Consider the following 16,192-nt stretch of genomic DNA (forward strand, 5'->3'; position numbering starts at 1 on the left):
ACATCTTGGATCTCCATGGATTAAGCAACAGCAACCCTTCTAGGGCTGGACGACAGGTACGTCTTGGCCCTGTTCAGCAGCTGGATAGTTACGTCACCGTCTTTTGCAACCCGGTCCAACATCACTTCTCGGCGTCGGCGTGCCCCATCCGCGAATTCGGCTCGAACAAGTTTGAGGAGCTCATTGAGCTCTTCGGTGTCCGGGAACTCAGTAATTTCAGCGATGTCCACAGCTGTTGGGCGGTTTTTTCGCGTTGCGGCGATGGTCGCCAGCATCGTCAGGTGGAAACAGAGGTCCTCTACCTGACCCCGGGTACTCTCCTCTTGGCGCAAGAAATCCTCGCATACTCTCTGGATTCGGATAGCGGAGAGATATGCCCCGATAGGATGCGTGGGGACAAACAAGAGGTCGTAGATTTCATCCTCAAAGACTCTGCTTACTTGTCCCCTAGCTACATGGGGCATTTGCACCAGGCTAGCCAGCAGGGCTTGGCCCATTTGGTCAATGGAAACTAGATCTTGGATGCGTATTCCCTTATTGCTGTACAAGTGTTTTCGACGTTCATAGTACAAACCATGTTGGAGCAAATACTCCTCGATCTGACGCTGCACTTTGTCTGTTGCACGCAGCGAACTCAGACTCAAGCTAGTTTGACTGTTCGTCGCGCGAATGATGCGATCTCGAACACGATCGTCTTCTGCCTGAATGATCTTAACCAAGACGCTGCGATTTTCCGGACTGGCCGAGGCATTGCGTCCTCGCTTGTAAATCTCGTGAGAAGTCTGCAATCCATTGACAATTTGAGGTGACTCTAATTCCAGTAGCTTGTTTGCTGGCTGGACGCGGTGGGCGACGATCGTAACGCCATTGTTGAGCCACCAAAAGTCGACGTTCTCATCATGCTTTTCCAGCGTTGATTGGATACTTCGATTGACCGTTGTTTCGCCTTCGTAGTCCCGCACATTGGCTTCAAACAGCGAAGCGTCCAAGTTTCCGATTTCATCCGTGATGAACTTTTCATACTCATCCAAACGCACGACACCGATGTAACCTCCAGCCGTATCCGTGGATATCGGGTTCTCGGCCAAGGCTAGGCATCGCGTAACAGATGGCTTCTCACGAGCCATGTCGGAAAGGGCAGAGGCGTCCAAGAAGTCGATTTGAGGAACACAAGCACCAAAAGAATTTTTCAGTGCATCTGCAATTAGCGTCGACTTCTCTACGGTGTTCGGATGCAAGTGCTCGGCTTTGAGCGCGACGAAACACGTGAGAATCCGAAGGGAGGGCATTTCAAGGGCACGATAGGCATCCAAAAACCTTCGCGTTATCTCGAGCACTCGAGGATTAAGTGTCCTCGCAAGCTTCTCCTCGCTCCTGCTGAAGTCCAAAAGGCGCGGAAGGTTGACGACGAGCTTGTCTATGGCAGATTCGCCAAATCCCTTGGTGTTCTTAACCTGCAAGATGACTAGGTCGAGTTGCGCGTTGCGGCCAAATCCCTTCAATGGGGTGTCATCGCGGATGCAAAAGCCGTTTACAAACATATAGAGAGCATCAATTCCTCCGTCCTGCGCGCCGTCGACGATCCCGGACAGCAAGTCGTCGTGGGTGGCATTGAAGTGGCGAAGATACTGTTTTGCAGAAAAGTACGTTTCGTGCTCAGTCTCACTCAGAGCCGGGATCGTTTCGGCTCGAGCACGAGTGAGCATGTCGGCCAGAAGAACGACGTCATTGCTGGTCATAAGATCCCCCATTTGAAGTGCTCCGAAAGGGCACTGTGCTGCATCAGCTATCTCCAAGATGATGCCACGCCCATGGGATTTGGGCCGGCAACGCGCCGAAAATTACTAGCCTAGATCTCCGAACGCCATCAGCGCCCCCCTTGCTCCAATAGACACCAGCATCGACGATGAAGCTTCACCTCTATACGGGATTCAGAAGCTCTCGCAGACACCTGGACAAAGAGGTCAGTACACGCAGATCTGACAACCGACTTGCGAGGTCTTGACTTCCTTGTAGGACGGCTCTAGAACTCAACCTCACAGGCAAAAGGTTGGAGGAAGCAGTGTCCGGACAGCGGATCGGGTACGTCCGAGTAAGCACTCTTGACCAGAATGAGAAACGCCAGCTCGAAGGCCAGGTTCTGGACCGAGTCTTCACGGACAAGGCCTCCGGCCGGGACACTTCCAGACCGGAGCTTACGGAGCTGCTGCGGTTCGCCCGGGATGGCGACACCGTAGTGGTTCACAGCATGGACCGGCTCGCCCGGAACCTTGATGACCTGCGGGCCCTTGTCCAGGGCCTCACCCAAAACGGTGTACGGGTGGAGTTCATCAAGGAGAGCCTGGTCTTCACCGGCGAGGACTCCCCCATGGCCAACCTCATGCTCTCCGTCATGGGCGCCTTCGCCGAATTCGAACGCTCCCTCATCAGAGAACGCCAACGGGAGGGCATCGCTTTGGCCAAGCAGCGCGGCGCCTACAAAGGACGGAAGAAGACCCTCACACCGGACCGGGCAGCAGAACTCGTCCAACGCGCCGGCACCGGTGTTCCGAAAGCACTTCTTGCCCGTGACTACGGGATCAGCAGAGAGACCGTCTACCAGTACCTCCGCCACGCAAAGTTAGAGTGATCCACTCCCCTGCCTGGCCGTCGATGTGCCCTGGACCGCAAGCCATTAGCTTTACAGAATATCCATTATCGGCGTTTGAGTGGGACGAGTAGAAGTAGATGAGACAACGCGTCCAAGCGGTTCATTGGGCGTTTTTCAACATCGGGCGTGATGTCTGCCCATCAGATGGTGCTGGGGTAGGCTGCGTGCAGCGTAGCCATGGGATCGCTAACGGTGTCGTCGTCTCGCTATCGGAAAGGGTCTTAGGACCATGAAGCTCGCTTGTATCGTTTGAGGAATCCGATGACCGGGGTCAACCCGCGGCCCTCCGGCGTGCATCCCCTGTTTCGTGGCGGTCGTTGGCGGGCCACCGGCAAAACCAAAGTAGCAAACCGTAGCGCGGCCCCAAGTGCCGCGGACGCCGCACCAACGCTGTCGGCCGCGGTTTCAACGAAGTTTGGCAACCGAGCCGGTCGGCCAGCCATCCTGCTGGGCGATTGCAGGGAACAGGGCCACCGCAGAGCGCGTCTCCGGTACGCCCCGGTCCTTCGCGAGCGTGATCAACGGCGGTTGGAAAGGGTGACTGCAGCAAGATTATCCCTTTGCTGCCACCCTTCCCCGCCGGTGAACAGAAGCTTGAGGGCATGCAGTCGGGTTGGATGAGGAGTGTTCTGACATCGCTTACGTCCGGACTGCCGGATGCTTATGCGGCGGGAGAGGCGCGGCTCAGGGAAGAGCATTAAGAAAGAGGACCTCCGGGGTGGTGCTTGCCTGGGCAAGTCCACGGCCGCGAAGGTCCTCTTTGGTTTTGGCGGAATCAGCCCGGGTGGATTCAGTGCTCTTCGTGGAGCGACTGCTTGTAGCGTTCCGGGAGCAGGATGGTGGCGATCATGGACAGGATAACCAGGCTCAGTCCGATGCATGTAAGCGCGAGAGTGCCGTTTTCGGTGTTCTGGAAGATCCAGGCGGCGACGAACGGGATCGGGGCGCCGAAAATCAGGCCGGCCATGGTCATGCCGAGCGCGGAGCCGGTGTAGCGCATGGACGTCGGCAGGGCTTCGGAGAAGAAGGCGGCCTGCGTGCCGGCCGTGACTTGGATGCCGCAGAGTGCGAGGGCAATGATGGCTGCGCTGGCAGGGAAGTTCATGGTGTTCATGATCGGGAACATGGTGGCTGCGGCCATGCCCTGCATGGTGAGTCCGAGCAGGAAGGTCTTTTTGCGGCCGATCCGGTCACTGAGGCGGCCGCCGAGCAGGGCTGCGGGAATGGAGACGAGGTTGGCCATGAGCAGGAGCCCGAACGTGATGGAGTTGTCGTAGCCGAGCTCCTTTGTCAGGTAGTTCACGGCGTAGGTAACGCTGATCCAGAACAGGCCGGCCGAGGCAGCCCAGGAAAGTACGAGCTTGATGACCGTGCCGGGCTTCTTTGCAATGACGGCCAGCGCGCGTTCCTGCGGAACGGCCGATTCGGCGGCCTTCTTCTGGTTCTCCTTGAACGCCGGGGTTTCCTCAATGCGGCGCCGGATGAAGACGCCCACCACCAGGAGCAGGACACCCATCAGGAACGGAACGCGCCAGCCCCAGGAAGCGAAGTCTTCCTTGGAGAGGAACATGGCTAGACCCGTGAGGGTAATGGATGCGAAAGTCTGCGCGAGGGGCGAGCCTGTGGCCAGAATCCCGCCGTACAGTCCCCGGTGGGCTGTTGGTGCATGCTCGACGACGAGCACTTGGACGCCTGTCGCCTCGCCGCCGAGGGCGAAGCCCTGCAGGAAGCGGAGGATTACCAGGAGGGTCGGTGCGATGATGCCGGCTACCGCGTAGGTGGGCAGCAGGCCGATGAGGATGGAGGCGGCTCCCATCAGGATCAGGGTGAACATGAGGACGTTGCGGCGGCCGATCTTGTCGCCCAAAGCGCCGAAAACGATGCCACCGAGGGGACGGGCCACCATGCCGGCGCCGAACGTGGCGAACGAGGCCAGGATGGCGGTGTTCGCGTCAAAGCTGGGGAAGAAAAGCTGGGGGAAGAGGGTTGCGGACAGAGTGCCGTACACGGCGAAGTCGAACCACTCCAGCGCTGTTCCGAACGTGCCGCTCACGACGGCCCGGCGTGACGTCCTGGGGTCAAGGGTTGCTGCATCGGCCGTGGCGGGCGCGGGCTGAACAGGATTAGCTAATTCCGACATTGGAACTTCCTTGCGTTGTTGATAAGCCAACTTGAAGCCGGGCACCTGGTCAAGGGATTTCCGGAGGTGGACCATGGACGGCATGTGATCCGGCTTCAGTGGCTGAGAGGAGGCCTCTGGCCCACGGCCATCGCTTTTGATGGGTAGTGGAATCGCCGGAGAACAAGCGTTCGTTTTCAGTGTAGGTGTGACGTGAGTCGCATTGCAAGAGTTAACTTTTGAGGTCCAGCAAGGCATTCCGTACGAACGCCCGTTAGTCTATGCTTGGCACTGAAGGTTCAGTGGCGGATGCGACTGAACTCCCTTCGTCAGAGCTTAAGGGAGAGCAGATGAGCGAGCAGGTACAGGAAAGACTCGTCAAGGGACGCCCGGACCATTTCTGGGACGACCTCGTTACGGATGACCGGCTAAAGAGCCCGGGTATTACCATTTCCGAAGCACACCTCGTCCAGTGGGCAGGGCTGACCGGCGACTGGGTATCCCTCCACCTCGATGAGGAATACGCCTCCCAAACCCCCTTCGGGCAGCGGATCGGTCATGGTCCGCTCACACTCTCCCTGGGTCTTGGCCTCATGACGCAGACCGGGTACTTCACCAATGTCATCGCATGGCTGGGCCTGGACGCCGTCCGCGCGGTCCAGCCCGTTTTCATAGGTGACACTATCCACGTCGAGGCGACCGTCAGCGAGGCCCGCGTGACCAGCAAGCCCGGCTCCGGCCTGTGGACCATCGACTACGCCGTTCTGAAGCAGGACGGCAGCACCGTCATGACCTTCTCCAGCAGCTTCCTGATCAAGCGCCGCTAATTTCCTGCAGCAGGAGCACCACAGCAAGGACATTTCCATGAGTATCACCACAGAACACCAGGCAGCCTCCCGGGTCGAAGGCGACAAGCCTGAATCTCCTGAGGAGTTGCGCGCCCGCCTTGTCAGCTTCCTCGACGAGCACGTGAGCGAGGAAAGCCTGATTGCCCATGACGAGAATGAAACCTACGACGTGGAGCTGTTCCGGGCCCTCGCCAAGGCCGGTTTCGTACAGCTTGAGTCGCGGATCGGCGGAGCAAAGGCCAAGCATCGCAGCCAAACGATCGTCCTCGAGGAGCTCGGTGCCCGCGCTACCTCCATGGGGGTGAGCTTCGTCGTCCAGTACATGGGCGTGGAATTGCTGCACTCCTTCGGCACCCCTGAGCAGCAGGAACTCTTCCTCGCGCCGCTCTTCGCCGGCGACGCCAAGATGTCCTTCGCGCTGAGCGAGCCGGCGGGCGGGACCGACGTAGCACGGGCCATGACAACCAAGGCCGTAGAGCAGCCCGACGGATCGTTCCTGATCAATGGAGCCAAGAAGTGGATCGGTGGGGCCTCGGACGCGGACTACCTTATTGTTCTGGCACGGACGAGCGACATCCAACGGTCCTCGATCGACGGGATCACCATGTTCATCGTTCCCCGCGACACCCCCGGTATCACAACGACGCCCATTGACACCATGGGAATCCGGGCTTTGGAACAGTGCGACATCGAATTCGCGGACGTCCCGGTTCCCGCCGAACTGGTGCTCGGCAAAGTGGACAAGGGCTTCCGCCACGTCTTGGGAACCCTCAACGGGGAGCGTCTCAACGGCGCTGCCGTCGCACTGGGCATCGCCCGCGGCGCTCTTGACTACGCCGTGGGTTACGTGAAGGAACGCCATGCTTTCGGCCGTCCCATCGGCGCCTTCCAGGCCCTGCAGCACAAACTTGTGGACAGCAGTGTCAAAGTGGAAAGTGCCAGGCTCCTGCTCGAAAAAGCCGCCCTGGCGTCCGACGAACTGGCCGGTGCCGATGAAACCCTTTCAGCGATGGCGAAGCTGGCAGCAGCCGACGCAGCCACCACCGTCACTGACGTCGGAATGCGGGCCATGGGCGGGTGGGGCTTCCTGCGGCAATTGCCCATGCAGCGCTACTTCCGCGATGCCCGCCTCTACACCTTCGCTCCGCTGACCGATGACATGATCCGCAACTACATCGGCGAGCAGCACCTGGGACTCCCCCGCTCTTACTGAGTCGGAGCGACCCAAGAAAAACTGAAGACAGCCGCCGGACGCCACCTGCCCTCCGCCGTCGAAGGACACTTGTTTTGCCTGCTGTGCGCGCCTCCTCGGGGCCAGCCCAAACAGGCAAACAAGTGTCCGTGCGTTAAACTTTGAGCAAGCGACGACGATAGGTGGCGCCACATGGTTGCAACGACTGAACGCGGAACGGCGCAGGCCATCCGCGAAGAAGCAGCAAAGCTGTTCTTTGAACGCGGCTACGACGGAACCAGCCTGAGGCAGGTCGCCTCGGCCGTCGGTCTCATGGTTGGCAGCCTGTACAACCACATCGACAGCAAGGAAAACCTGCTGCTGCAGATCATGGGCGGCATCATCGATGATCTCCTGGACAGCGCCCGCAAAGCTGTCGAGATCGACGGCGACGCTGTGGACAAGCTGCAGGCGGCACTCACTGCGCACCTGAAGTTCCACGCCGAACGCGCCCAGGAAGTCTTCATCGGTAACGCCGAGCTCCGCTCTCTCTCTGACGACGCGCGCAACGTGGTGATCGCCAAGCGCACCGAATACGAGCAGTTCCTGCAGGACCTAATCGAAGAAGCGGGCCGGGCCGGCCTCGCCGACGTCATCGATCCTCGCATCCACGTCTACAGCATCGTTGCCCAGGCCACCCACATTGCCGGCTGGTTCAAACCGGGCGGGAGGATGTCACTGGACGAAATCGTGGCCGTCTACACCAAACTCGCTCTTCGCGAACTCAACGTCCCCGACGCGGACGCCAGAGTCGAGGGCCGGCAAGGAAATGTCAAAACCGCCTAGCCGCGAACGTACAGCCTTGGATTGCCTGTGACGTCCGTTGGCTGGCCTCGTTCTCCAAGGGGATTAAAAATCAGCCACGTGGAGCAGCATAATTTACGGCTTCGGAAGCCGCAGAGGCTTGTGCCCAGACCCGTTTGGATCCTTACTTGAGGGGAGGGATCGCCCCCACACCGGAGCACCGGAGCGGTTCTGTTTGAACGTCAGTCCCGTTGCAGGGCCGGGGGCGATGTCCTTCCAGCCCACCCTTGGAGGAATCAATGTTCGCCAGAGTCAGCACGTACCGTCCGGAGCCCGGGAGCACGGGGGCGCCGTCAGAAGACACCGTTGACCAGGTGCTTAGAATGCCTGGCTGCAAAGGGATCTATTATCTGTTTGGCAAAGACAACACATCCCTGTCCATCACCCTTTGGGACGACGAAAATGCCCTTGCCGGCAGCCAGCAGGCAGCGGACCGGCTCCGCTCGGAGACCAGCGCCCAGCAACACCTGCAGATTCTGAACGTGGCCGAGTTCGAAGTGCTGACCAGGGAACTCAGGGACTGACTCCCCCGCTGATCCGACAGGCACAGCCGGAACACCGGGAGCGCGGACTTTCTGTAGGAGCAGTTCCAGGCAAGGTCCTGCACGGGCCCGGATCCGGGGAGGGAAAGGGTTCATATCAGTACGCGGATTGCCTTCGGCGCGCGGCGCAGTCGTATCTCTAGCGCAAGCGGCGGAGCCGTGAATCGTTGATCAGGATCCACTCCAGAAATATTCGTCGGTTGATTTTTCCTCTGTCGGTCAGAGGCAGCTCAGTGAGCGAGTAATAGTGCACGGGCCTCTTGTCCCTGGCCAGGAGTGCGTGCAAGCCGGCGTTGAGGGTGGCTGCAGTGAGCCCCCCCACAGGAGGGAATGATTCCTGCAACGACACACTGTCCGCGCAGGTCATCGGGAAGCCCTGCCACCACGGCAGCATCAACGCCAGGGACGGACGACAGGGCGAGTTCAACCTCGTGAGGGTAGACGTTCCTGCCTGCGGTGTTGATCGTCCGAGCTCCGCCCGAGAATGTGGAGGATCCCGTCGAGGAGGTATCCCTGATCACCAACCGTGGAGAGGCCGCTCAGGGTCCGGAGGGCTTTCCCGTCGTCGCCCCACAGGTAGCCTTGGCAGATCATGGGGCTTTTGACGCTGATGTTTCCCACGCATCCGTCCGGCTGGGGTTCCCCACGGTCGTCGAGGATCTGCACTTCGATGCCGGGGAAGGGCTGGCCAATGGCCGTGCCGGCCGTGTCCAATGGTTCCTTTGCGTCCAGGCGACGGCCGGCCACGAAGCTGAGTTCCGCGGCTCCGTAATATTCGAAGATGGCCGCGTTCGGTGCCCAGCGCCTGGCGGCTTCCAGGGTGCGGGCGTCGAGCTTGGACCCGGCACAGATGATGGTTCTGATGGCGGAGGCGTCCACCGACGCCATGAGTCCCCGTTCGCTGAGGAGCCGAAGCATGGTGGGGACGAGGACCAGCCTCGTGATGCCGTCGTGGGCGATGACGGCGTGGGCATCGCCGACGTCGAGCGTGGGCAGGGTGTGGAATTCGGTGCCGGCGTACAGGCATTCGGACAGTGTGTAGAGGTTCAGGCTCGCCGAGAGCGGGCCCGGTGCCAATGTTTTGTCATCCGGCCGGAGGCCGAAGAACTCGATTGAGGCGTCAAAGGATGCCTGCCATGACCGGCGGGTGCGCCTGAAGGCTTTCGGTATTGACGTCGTCCCGGCGGTGAAACCGATGAGGAAGGGCTCGTCCGGGTCGCCGTCTTCCAGCGCCGTCCCGGTGGCGCGTGACGGGAAGGGCAGCCGGCGGGTCACGTCTTCCTGCGCCTGTTGCGTCCAGGCGGGATCGAGGACAGCGATCTGACGCCCCTTGGCTACCCCGGCACAGTACAGGGCTGCGAATTCGGGCGAGTTGGGTTCGGACATGATGCAGGTTTCCGGGGTGGCAGGCAGGAGTTGGTGTGCTGCGCCGCGGAGTTCCGCCCAGCTGAATCCGCGGCCGCCGACGGCGACGGTTGTGCCGTCGGGGCGGAGGTCAGCCCATCTCTGGAGTCTGTTCAGGAAGGGCACTGCTTGGGTCCTGCTTCCGGCTGGCGTGGCGGGCCGGCCGACATCTTGCCGGCCGGCACGCTCACATTGTGGAGTGAACGGCTATGCGTTGGCGGCCGCTTCTATCGGAGCCGTCTCGCGGCGCTTCATGAGCGCAGTGCGCCGGACGACGCACACGAGCTCGTTGTTCTGGTTGTACCCGCGGTGCTCGATGCCCACGATTCCTGTTTCCGGCCGTGAGTTGGAGACGCGCTTGTCCAAAGCTTCGGTCTCCACGCGAAGGGTGTCACCGAAGAAGACCGGCTTGGGGAATTCGATGTCGCGGAAGCCGAGGTTGCCCAGGGTGGTGCCGAGGGTCGTGTCCTGGACCGGAACGCCGGTGACGACGCCCAGGGTGAAGATGCTGTTGACGATCTGCTTGCCGTACATGCTCTTGGCAGCGAACTCGGCGTCCAAGTGCAGCGGCTGCACGTTCATGGTCAGCGTGGTGATGAGCAGGTTGTCCGTCTCGGTGACGGTGCGCGTGACTTCGTGGCGGATTACTTCGCCTACCTGGAAGTCTTCGTAGTACATTCCGGCCATGGTGTGTCTCCTGTAGTTTGTTGGGCCTGGTGGCCAGTCGTTGCTTAGTTGCTGCCGGCGAAGGCGAGTGCCTGGCGGGCATGGTTCGCGTGGGCGAGGTCGATGTGGTCGCCGCGGTAGGAAACAGCTCCGTGTCCCTGGCGCTGGCCTTCCTCGAATGCCTCCACGAGGCCCTGGTAGTAGCCCCGCATGGATTCCGAGAGTCCATACGATTCGTTGGCCACGGGTGCGTGCGAGGGATGGATCAGCACCTGCCCCGTGTAGCCCAGCCCGTGGTTGGCGGTGGCGAAGGCCTTCAGCCCGTCAAGGTTGTGGACTTCCTGCCAGAGGCCCAGGACGATGCTGCGGAGCCCGGCAGAACGGGCCGCGACCACCACTTTGCTGCGGAGGTACAGGGTTTCGATCCCTTCGGGGGTCCAGGCGAAGCCCACCTCGCGTGAGACGTCGGCGTCCTTTGCGGCGGCGGCCATGACTCCACCCACCCGCGGGCCGGCGAGGATTTCGTCCACCTTGTTAATGGAGGCAGCCGTTTCCAGGGAAGGAATCAGCTCTACCTTCCCCTTCGGCACCTCATTCAGGATCTCGCCGGCGGTCACCAAAGCGTCGAAGCGGACGACGTCATCGCGGGAGAAGAGCTTCGGCAGCAGGAAACCGGTCAGTTTGGCGTGGGTCGTTTCCGCGATGTCCTTGCCGAAGTGGACGGTGTCCAGGGCGTTCGGGCGGATCAGGATTCCCTTGTCACCGTTGTGGGTGTCCAGCGCGTCCTTGGCGTTGGTACGGGCCAATGGCTTATCGGCCTCCGGAACCGAGTCCTCGAGGTCGATGATGATGGCATCGGCCTCGGAGGCCAGTGCCTTGTCGATCCAGCTTCGCTTGTGGCCGGGGACAAACAGGATTGAACGGAAGGGCTTCATCAGGCTGCACCTTCCAGGACGAGCTGGGTGAGCAGGGTTCCGGCGGCCATGGAGTCACCAACGGTTGCATGGATGGGTCCTACGATGCCGGCAGCCGGCGCCTGGATGGGATTCTCCATTTTCATCGCTTCAAGGACGAAGAGGACATCACCGGGGGCTACCATCTGGCCTTCTTCGACGTTGACCTTGATGATGGTTCCCTGCATGGGGGCCTTGACGCTGCCGTCGCTGGCCTTGCCCTTGCCACGGGCCCGGGTGCTGCGCGTCCGCTGCCCGGCCGAAGCTTCCTCGGCGGGAGCGGCGGGGTACGCTGCCGGTGCACCCGCAAAGGCTCCCGGACGGTCGGAGAACTGCGGGATGATGTAGAACCGGCCGCCGACCTCAACCTCGTTGCGGGCCAGGGGTTCTTCTTCAGGTTCCTCCGAGAAATCGACCTTCTCTTCCAACCAGCGGGTGGTGAACTGCGCCGATTTGAAGTCGTCGTGACGGATGACAGCCAGCGAGGCGGGAACGGTGGTGGGGACGCCGCGAACGAGCAACTCCTGAAGCCCCCGTTCCAGCCGGGCCAACGCTGTTTCGCGGTCCGGGCCGTAGGCGATGAGCTTGCCTATGAGGCTGTCGTAGTAAGGAAGGACCTCGTCACCGCTTTGGTAGCCGGCGTCGAAGCGGAGGCCCTCGCCCTCGGGTGCCTTCAGTTCTTCGATGAGCCCCGGGGCGGGAAGGAAGCGCCCGCCGGCAACATCCTCGGCGTTGATGCGGGCCTCGATGGCGGCACCCTGCGGCACCAGCAAATGGCGGATGCTGAGTTCGTCGCCGGCGGCGACCTTGATCTGTTCCGCGATGAGGTCCACGCCGTGCACCATCTCGGTGACCGGGTGCTCCACCTGAATACGGGTGTTCATCTCCAGGAAGTAGAAGTTCTCCCCCTCCACCAGGAACTCCACGGTTCCGGCTCCGGCGTAGCCGACGTGCTCGGCAAGCCTGACCGCGGCGGCCCCCATGGCGGCGCGCAGTTCCGCGGACAAGCCTGGGGCCGGTGATTCTTCGACGAGCTTCTGGTGGCGGCGCTGCACGGAGCAGTCCCTGTCGCCGACGTAGACAGTGTTGCCCAGCTTGTCGGCGAAGACCTGCACCTCTACGTGCCGGGCGCTGGTCAGGTAACGCTCCAGGTAGACTTCCCCGTTGCCAAAGGCCGCGGTCGCTTCACGGACCGCTGCCGCTACGGCTTCCTCTGCCTGTTCCTCCGACTCCACGATGCGCATGCCGCGGCCTCCGCCACCGGCGGAAGCCTTCACCAGGACCGGATAGCCGTGCTGCGCACCGAAGGCGGTCACATCGCCGGCGCCGGAAATGGCGTCCCGCGAGCCCGGCGCAAGGGGCACCTCGGCGGCGATCGCCACGGCGCGGGCAGCCACCTTCTCGCCCATGGTGGAAATGGCGTCGGGGCTGGGGCCGATGAACACCAGTCCGGCATCCTCCACGGCCTTGGCAAACGCTGCGTTTTCGGAGAGGAAGCCGTAACCGGGGTGGATAGCATCGGCGCCGGTCTCCAGGGCTGCGCCGATGATGCGCTCGATGTTCAAGTAGTTCTCACTGGCTGCGCCGGCGCCGAGGTTCACGGCCTCGTCGGCTTCCCGCACGTGCATGGAACCGGAATCGGCCTCGGAGTGGACAGCCACGGAATTGATGCCAAGCGAGCGGCAGCTGCGGATGACCCGTACGGCAATCTCGCCACGGTTGGCGATCAGGATTTTGCTAAACATGGTGTTTCCTTGTCGTGTGTAAAAGTCGGGGCGTCAGCGGCGGACGCAGCGGTTGCTCGCGGAGCCGAGGGTGTTGATGCTCGTTTCGAGGACGGACCCGGCCTCAAGGAACTCCTTGGGGTTCATGCCGTCTCCGACACCGCCGGGGGTGCCGGTGAGGATGACGTCTCCTGCCCGCAGGGTGGTGATGGCCGAAATGTACTGGATGAGAGCTACCGGGCCGAAGACCAGCTCCGAGGTGCGCGAGTGTTGCTTGGTGACGCCGTCCACGGAGCAGCTGATGTCGAGGTCGGGCTCAGGGCCCGTTTCGTCGGCGGTCACAAAGTAGGGGCCCAGGGGTGTGGTCTGGTCGAACGTCTTGCCTTGGAGCCACTCCGGGGTGCGGCGCTGGAAGTCACGGGCGCTGACGTCGTTGGCAACCGAGAAACCGGCGACGGCGTTCCTCGCCCCGGCTTCGTCGGCGCGGCTTACGGTGGTACCGACAACCACAGCCAGCTCCGCTTCCCAGTCGACGCTGGCAGAGCCTGGCGGGAGCACAATATCGTCGTGCGCTCCGATCAGTGAATCGGAGAACTTGGCGAAGAGGGTGGGGTGTTCGGGCAGTTCCCGGCCCATCTCGAGGATGTGGTCCCGGTAGTTCAGCCCGACGCAGATAATCTTTCGCGGTTCGGTGATCACCGGCGCGAAGTCGGCGTCGTCGGGGCTGACGGGTGAGCCGGCCGCCAATCCCGACCACTGCGGGGCTCCGGCCTTCAGCCAGGCCCCCACGTCGGTGAAGTCCAGCGGAACCAGCTTGCCGCCGTTGAGCACTGCCGCCCTGGTTCCGTCTTCGGTGCGGATTGTTGCCAGCTTCATGCGTTCCATCCCAGATTTACTTTGAGCTGGCTCTTGACCAGTTTTCCTGCTGCGGACCGGGGTAGTTCCTCCGGTCGCATGAACACCATCTTTTTGGGGATCTTGTAGCCGGCAAGGTGCTGGCGAAGGAACGCCGAGAGCTCTGCCGCGTCGACGCTGACCCCGCTGCGAAGCACCACGACGGCACGGACTTCCTCATCCCACTTGGGATCGGGAACACCGACGACGACGGCCTCCAGGACGGAGGGATGCATGTGCAGGATCTGCTCGATCTCGGCTGAGTAAACATTCTCCCCGCCCGTCTTGATCATTTCCTTGAGGCGGTCGCGGAAATAGAAGTAGCCACGCTCATCGCGTGTTGCGAGGTCTCCGGTGTGCAGCCAACCACCCAGCATCGCCTCTGCCGTGGCATCCGGACGACCGTAGTAGCCCGTCATGATGCCCGGCCCGCGCACGCAGATCTCACCCAGTTCTCCCGGGGCCACTTCCTGCCCCAGGGGATCCTGCAGTTGCGCTTCCACCAGGAAGTACTCCGTACCGATCGAGCCGTCCACGGCAGGGTCCAGCATGTCCGAGGGCTTGAGCCTGGTGACCATGGGGCCGGCTTCGGTAAGGCCGTAGCGGAAGTAGAGCTCCGTTTCCGGGAGCATTTCCGTGAAGAGTTGCTTGTCCGGCATGCGGAGCAATCCGGCACCGGTGTGCACGGCCTTCAGGTTCCTGCGGATGATCGGATCACCCAGGACGCCCGTGTCCATGAGCCTGCGCATCATGTTGGGGATCATGAACGTGTTGGTGATCGACTCCCGGCCGACCAGGTCAACCACGGTTTCTTCGGTGAACTTCTCCGCGATGACACTCGTGGCGCCGGCGATGAAATGCGGCACGAGCCAGCACAAAAGGGCCGCGGAATGAAAGAGCGGAGTGACGATCAGTCCGCGTTCGTTTTCCCGGCTGCCGACTCCGCAGTCGTACATCTCATTGAACGCGTTCGCCATGGCCGATCGGTGCGACAACACCACGCCCTTGGGGGTTCCGGTGCTGCCGCCGGTGTAGATGATGCAGAGAGCCGACTCGGGCGCGGCCACATCCTCGATGGGACCGGTCCCGACACGAAGCGCCTCGATCTCGCGGCCCTGCCGGACCACCATCGGCAGTTGCTTGTCACCTTCGGCGAGGATCTGCAACGCCTCTTCGAGCAGCGGAAGGTGCGCGTCCTCGGCGAGGATGACCTTGGCTTCCGTTTCCAGGATCCCTGCGGCCAGCTCGGCCGGGGCCCACCGCCAGTTGTAGGCGATGTAGACGCCGCCGGCAGCTGCGATACCAAAGAAGGCCTCGGCGTTGAATACTGAATTTCCGGCCAGCACTCCAACACCCGAGCCATGGACCACTCCCGCATCGCGCAGGCCCCTGGCCAACTGCCACGCCCTCTCGGCGGCCTCGCCGAAGGTGACTCTGCCGTCGACGCCGACGAACGCTTCCCTTGCGGGATTGCGTCGGCTGTTCAGCCGGATCCAGTCTCCAATAGTTCGCATCATTGCCTCTCTGGAACCAAAAATCTGCTGTCAGAAAGCTGCCGCACTGGCAACCCCTTCGGTACGAACAAGCGTACGTCCGAAGGTGTATTTGTGCAATGTGCCACAGAGAATTAGGCAGTGAAAATTTCGGCAGCCTGACGGTTCAGGCTTCCGGGACCTTGAGTTCACGAAGGGCAAGCCGGGTGTAAATCTCCACGATTTCATCCAGGGACATGCGCCCGCCCGGCTTGAACCAGCCTGCAATGTGGGTGGCTTGGGCAACAAAGCTGTAGACATGGAGGCGCGCATCCACAACGTCGGCCAGGCTGGCGCGGCCGGCCTCCTCGATCAGGTCCTGCAGGAGCAGTTCGTACTCGTGACGCTTGGCGATCACCACGTCCCGGGCTTGTTCAGAAAGGGAGCGCAACTCCGCATTGCCGATGAAGACCTCCTGCGCACGCTCGGCATGGAACTTCAGGTGCGCGGCAAGTGCGGCACGGAGCCTGGCGACAGCATCGCCGTCGAAGTCGATCGCCAGCCTGATGGAACCCATGAGGTCATCCATGATGCCGCCCATGATTTGGAGCAGCAGGTGCTCCTTGCTGTCGATGTGGTTGTAGAGGCTTCCCACCCGGAGCCCCGACGCCGCGGCAACCTGGCGAAGGCTGGTGGCGTCATACCCTCGCTCGAAAAATAACTTGGCGGCCTCGGCCCGAATTACTTCGGCGCTGCTCCGCTCCACAAGCTCCGTCATTCTTGCCACCCCTTTGCCGTGATGCGCCAGCATTTTTCCTTGCACTCCACGCCGGGTTGCGGCGTGGGGCGGTCCGGCGCGCATGTTGACTTTCCCGTCACAACCTC

The 16,192-nt window shown here is 61.7% G+C and carries 13 protein-coding genes and 1 pseudogene; 5 read left to right on the top strand and 9 right to left on the bottom strand.

The annotated features are described in order from the left end of the window. Positions 1-20 precede the first annotated feature (20 nt). Entirely contained in the window at positions 21-1,739 is a 1,719-nt protein-coding gene (locus FDW83_RS09085) for an AIPR family protein (protein ID WP_171027508.1), read from the bottom strand. 323 nt (positions 1,740-2,062) lie between these two features. Here FDW83_RS09085 and FDW83_RS09090 point away from each other — a divergent pair, with 323 nt between their 5' ends. Further along, positions 2,063-2,629: a recombinase family protein gene (locus FDW83_RS09090; protein ID WP_138137666.1), complete on the top strand. Its 567-nt coding sequence runs from the start codon at positions 2,063-2,065 to the stop codon at positions 2,627-2,629. An 811-nt stretch (positions 2,630-3,440) separates the two neighbouring features. Here the strand turns inward: FDW83_RS09090 and FDW83_RS09095 are convergent. Then, entirely contained in the window at positions 3,441-4,790 is a 1,350-nt protein-coding gene (locus FDW83_RS09095; RefSeq protein WP_171027509.1) for an MFS transporter, read from the bottom strand. Positions 4,791-5,119: 329 nt separating this feature from the next. Between FDW83_RS09095 and FDW83_RS09100 the strand changes: the two genes are divergently transcribed. From FDW83_RS09100 to FDW83_RS09115, 4 genes are all read left to right on the top strand, one after another. After that, the gene (locus FDW83_RS09100; protein ID WP_138137669.1) at positions 5,120-5,596 is read left to right on the top strand and encodes a MaoC/PaaZ C-terminal domain-containing protein; all 477 of its coding nucleotides are present in this window, start codon (positions 5,120-5,122) and stop codon (positions 5,594-5,596) included. A 37-nt stretch (positions 5,597-5,633) separates the two neighbouring features. Next, positions 5,634-6,830, top strand: a complete 1,197-nt coding sequence (locus FDW83_RS09105; protein WP_138137671.1) for an acyl-CoA dehydrogenase family protein — start codon at positions 5,634-5,636, stop codon at positions 6,828-6,830. Positions 6,831-7,001: 171 nt separating this feature from the next. Then, positions 7,002-7,634, top strand: a complete 633-nt coding sequence (locus FDW83_RS09110) for a TetR/AcrR family transcriptional regulator (protein ID WP_138137673.1) — start codon at positions 7,002-7,004, stop codon at positions 7,632-7,634. Between the two features lie 341 nt (positions 7,635-7,975). Then, the gene (locus tag FDW83_RS09115; protein ID WP_240720924.1) at positions 7,976-8,176 is read left to right on the top strand and encodes a hypothetical protein; all 201 of its coding nucleotides are present in this window, start codon (positions 7,976-7,978) and stop codon (positions 8,174-8,176) included. Positions 8,177-8,333: 157 nt separating this feature from the next. On the opposite strand, the pseudogene FDW83_RS09120 reads toward FDW83_RS09115, so the two are convergent. From FDW83_RS09120 to FDW83_RS09150, 7 genes and pseudogenes are all read right to left on the bottom strand, one after another. Next, a pseudogene (locus FDW83_RS09120) lies at positions 8,334-9,724 on the bottom strand (class I adenylate-forming enzyme family protein). An 81-nt stretch (positions 9,725-9,805) separates the two neighbouring features. Continuing rightward, on the bottom strand, positions 9,806-10,285 hold the full coding sequence (locus FDW83_RS09125; RefSeq protein ID WP_138137677.1) for a MaoC family dehydratase: 480 nt from the start codon (positions 10,283-10,285) through the stop codon (positions 9,806-9,808). Positions 10,286-10,329: 44 nt separating this feature from the next. Then, entirely contained in the window at positions 10,330-11,199 is an 870-nt protein-coding gene (locus tag FDW83_RS09130) for a CoA ester lyase (protein WP_138137679.1), read from the bottom strand. Next, positions 11,199-12,962, bottom strand: coding sequence for an acetyl-CoA carboxylase biotin carboxylase subunit (locus FDW83_RS09135; RefSeq protein WP_138137681.1), 1,764 nt, complete (start codon positions 12,960-12,962; stop codon positions 11,199-11,201). Before FDW83_RS09135 ends, FDW83_RS09130 begins: the two co-directional genes overlap by 1 nt. A gap of 33 nt (positions 12,963-12,995) precedes the next feature. After that, positions 12,996-13,817, bottom strand: a complete 822-nt coding sequence (locus FDW83_RS09140; protein ID WP_138137683.1) for a fumarylacetoacetate hydrolase family protein — start codon at positions 13,815-13,817, stop codon at positions 12,996-12,998. Next, the gene (locus tag FDW83_RS09145) at positions 13,814-15,349 is read right to left on the bottom strand and encodes a class I adenylate-forming enzyme family protein (RefSeq protein WP_138137685.1); all 1,536 of its coding nucleotides are present in this window, start codon (positions 15,347-15,349) and stop codon (positions 13,814-13,816) included. Before FDW83_RS09145 ends, FDW83_RS09140 begins: the two co-directional genes overlap by 4 nt. A gap of 145 nt (positions 15,350-15,494) precedes the next feature. Then, a complete protein-coding gene (locus FDW83_RS09150) occupies positions 15,495-16,085 on the bottom strand; it encodes a TetR/AcrR family transcriptional regulator (protein ID WP_138137687.1) in 591 nt (196 codons plus the stop codon). Between the last annotated feature and the right edge of the window lie 107 nt (positions 16,086-16,192).

The organism is Pseudarthrobacter sp. NamE2 (genome assembly GCF_005796205.1).
Lineage (GTDB): Bacteria > Actinomycetota > Actinomycetes > Actinomycetales > Micrococcaceae > Arthrobacter.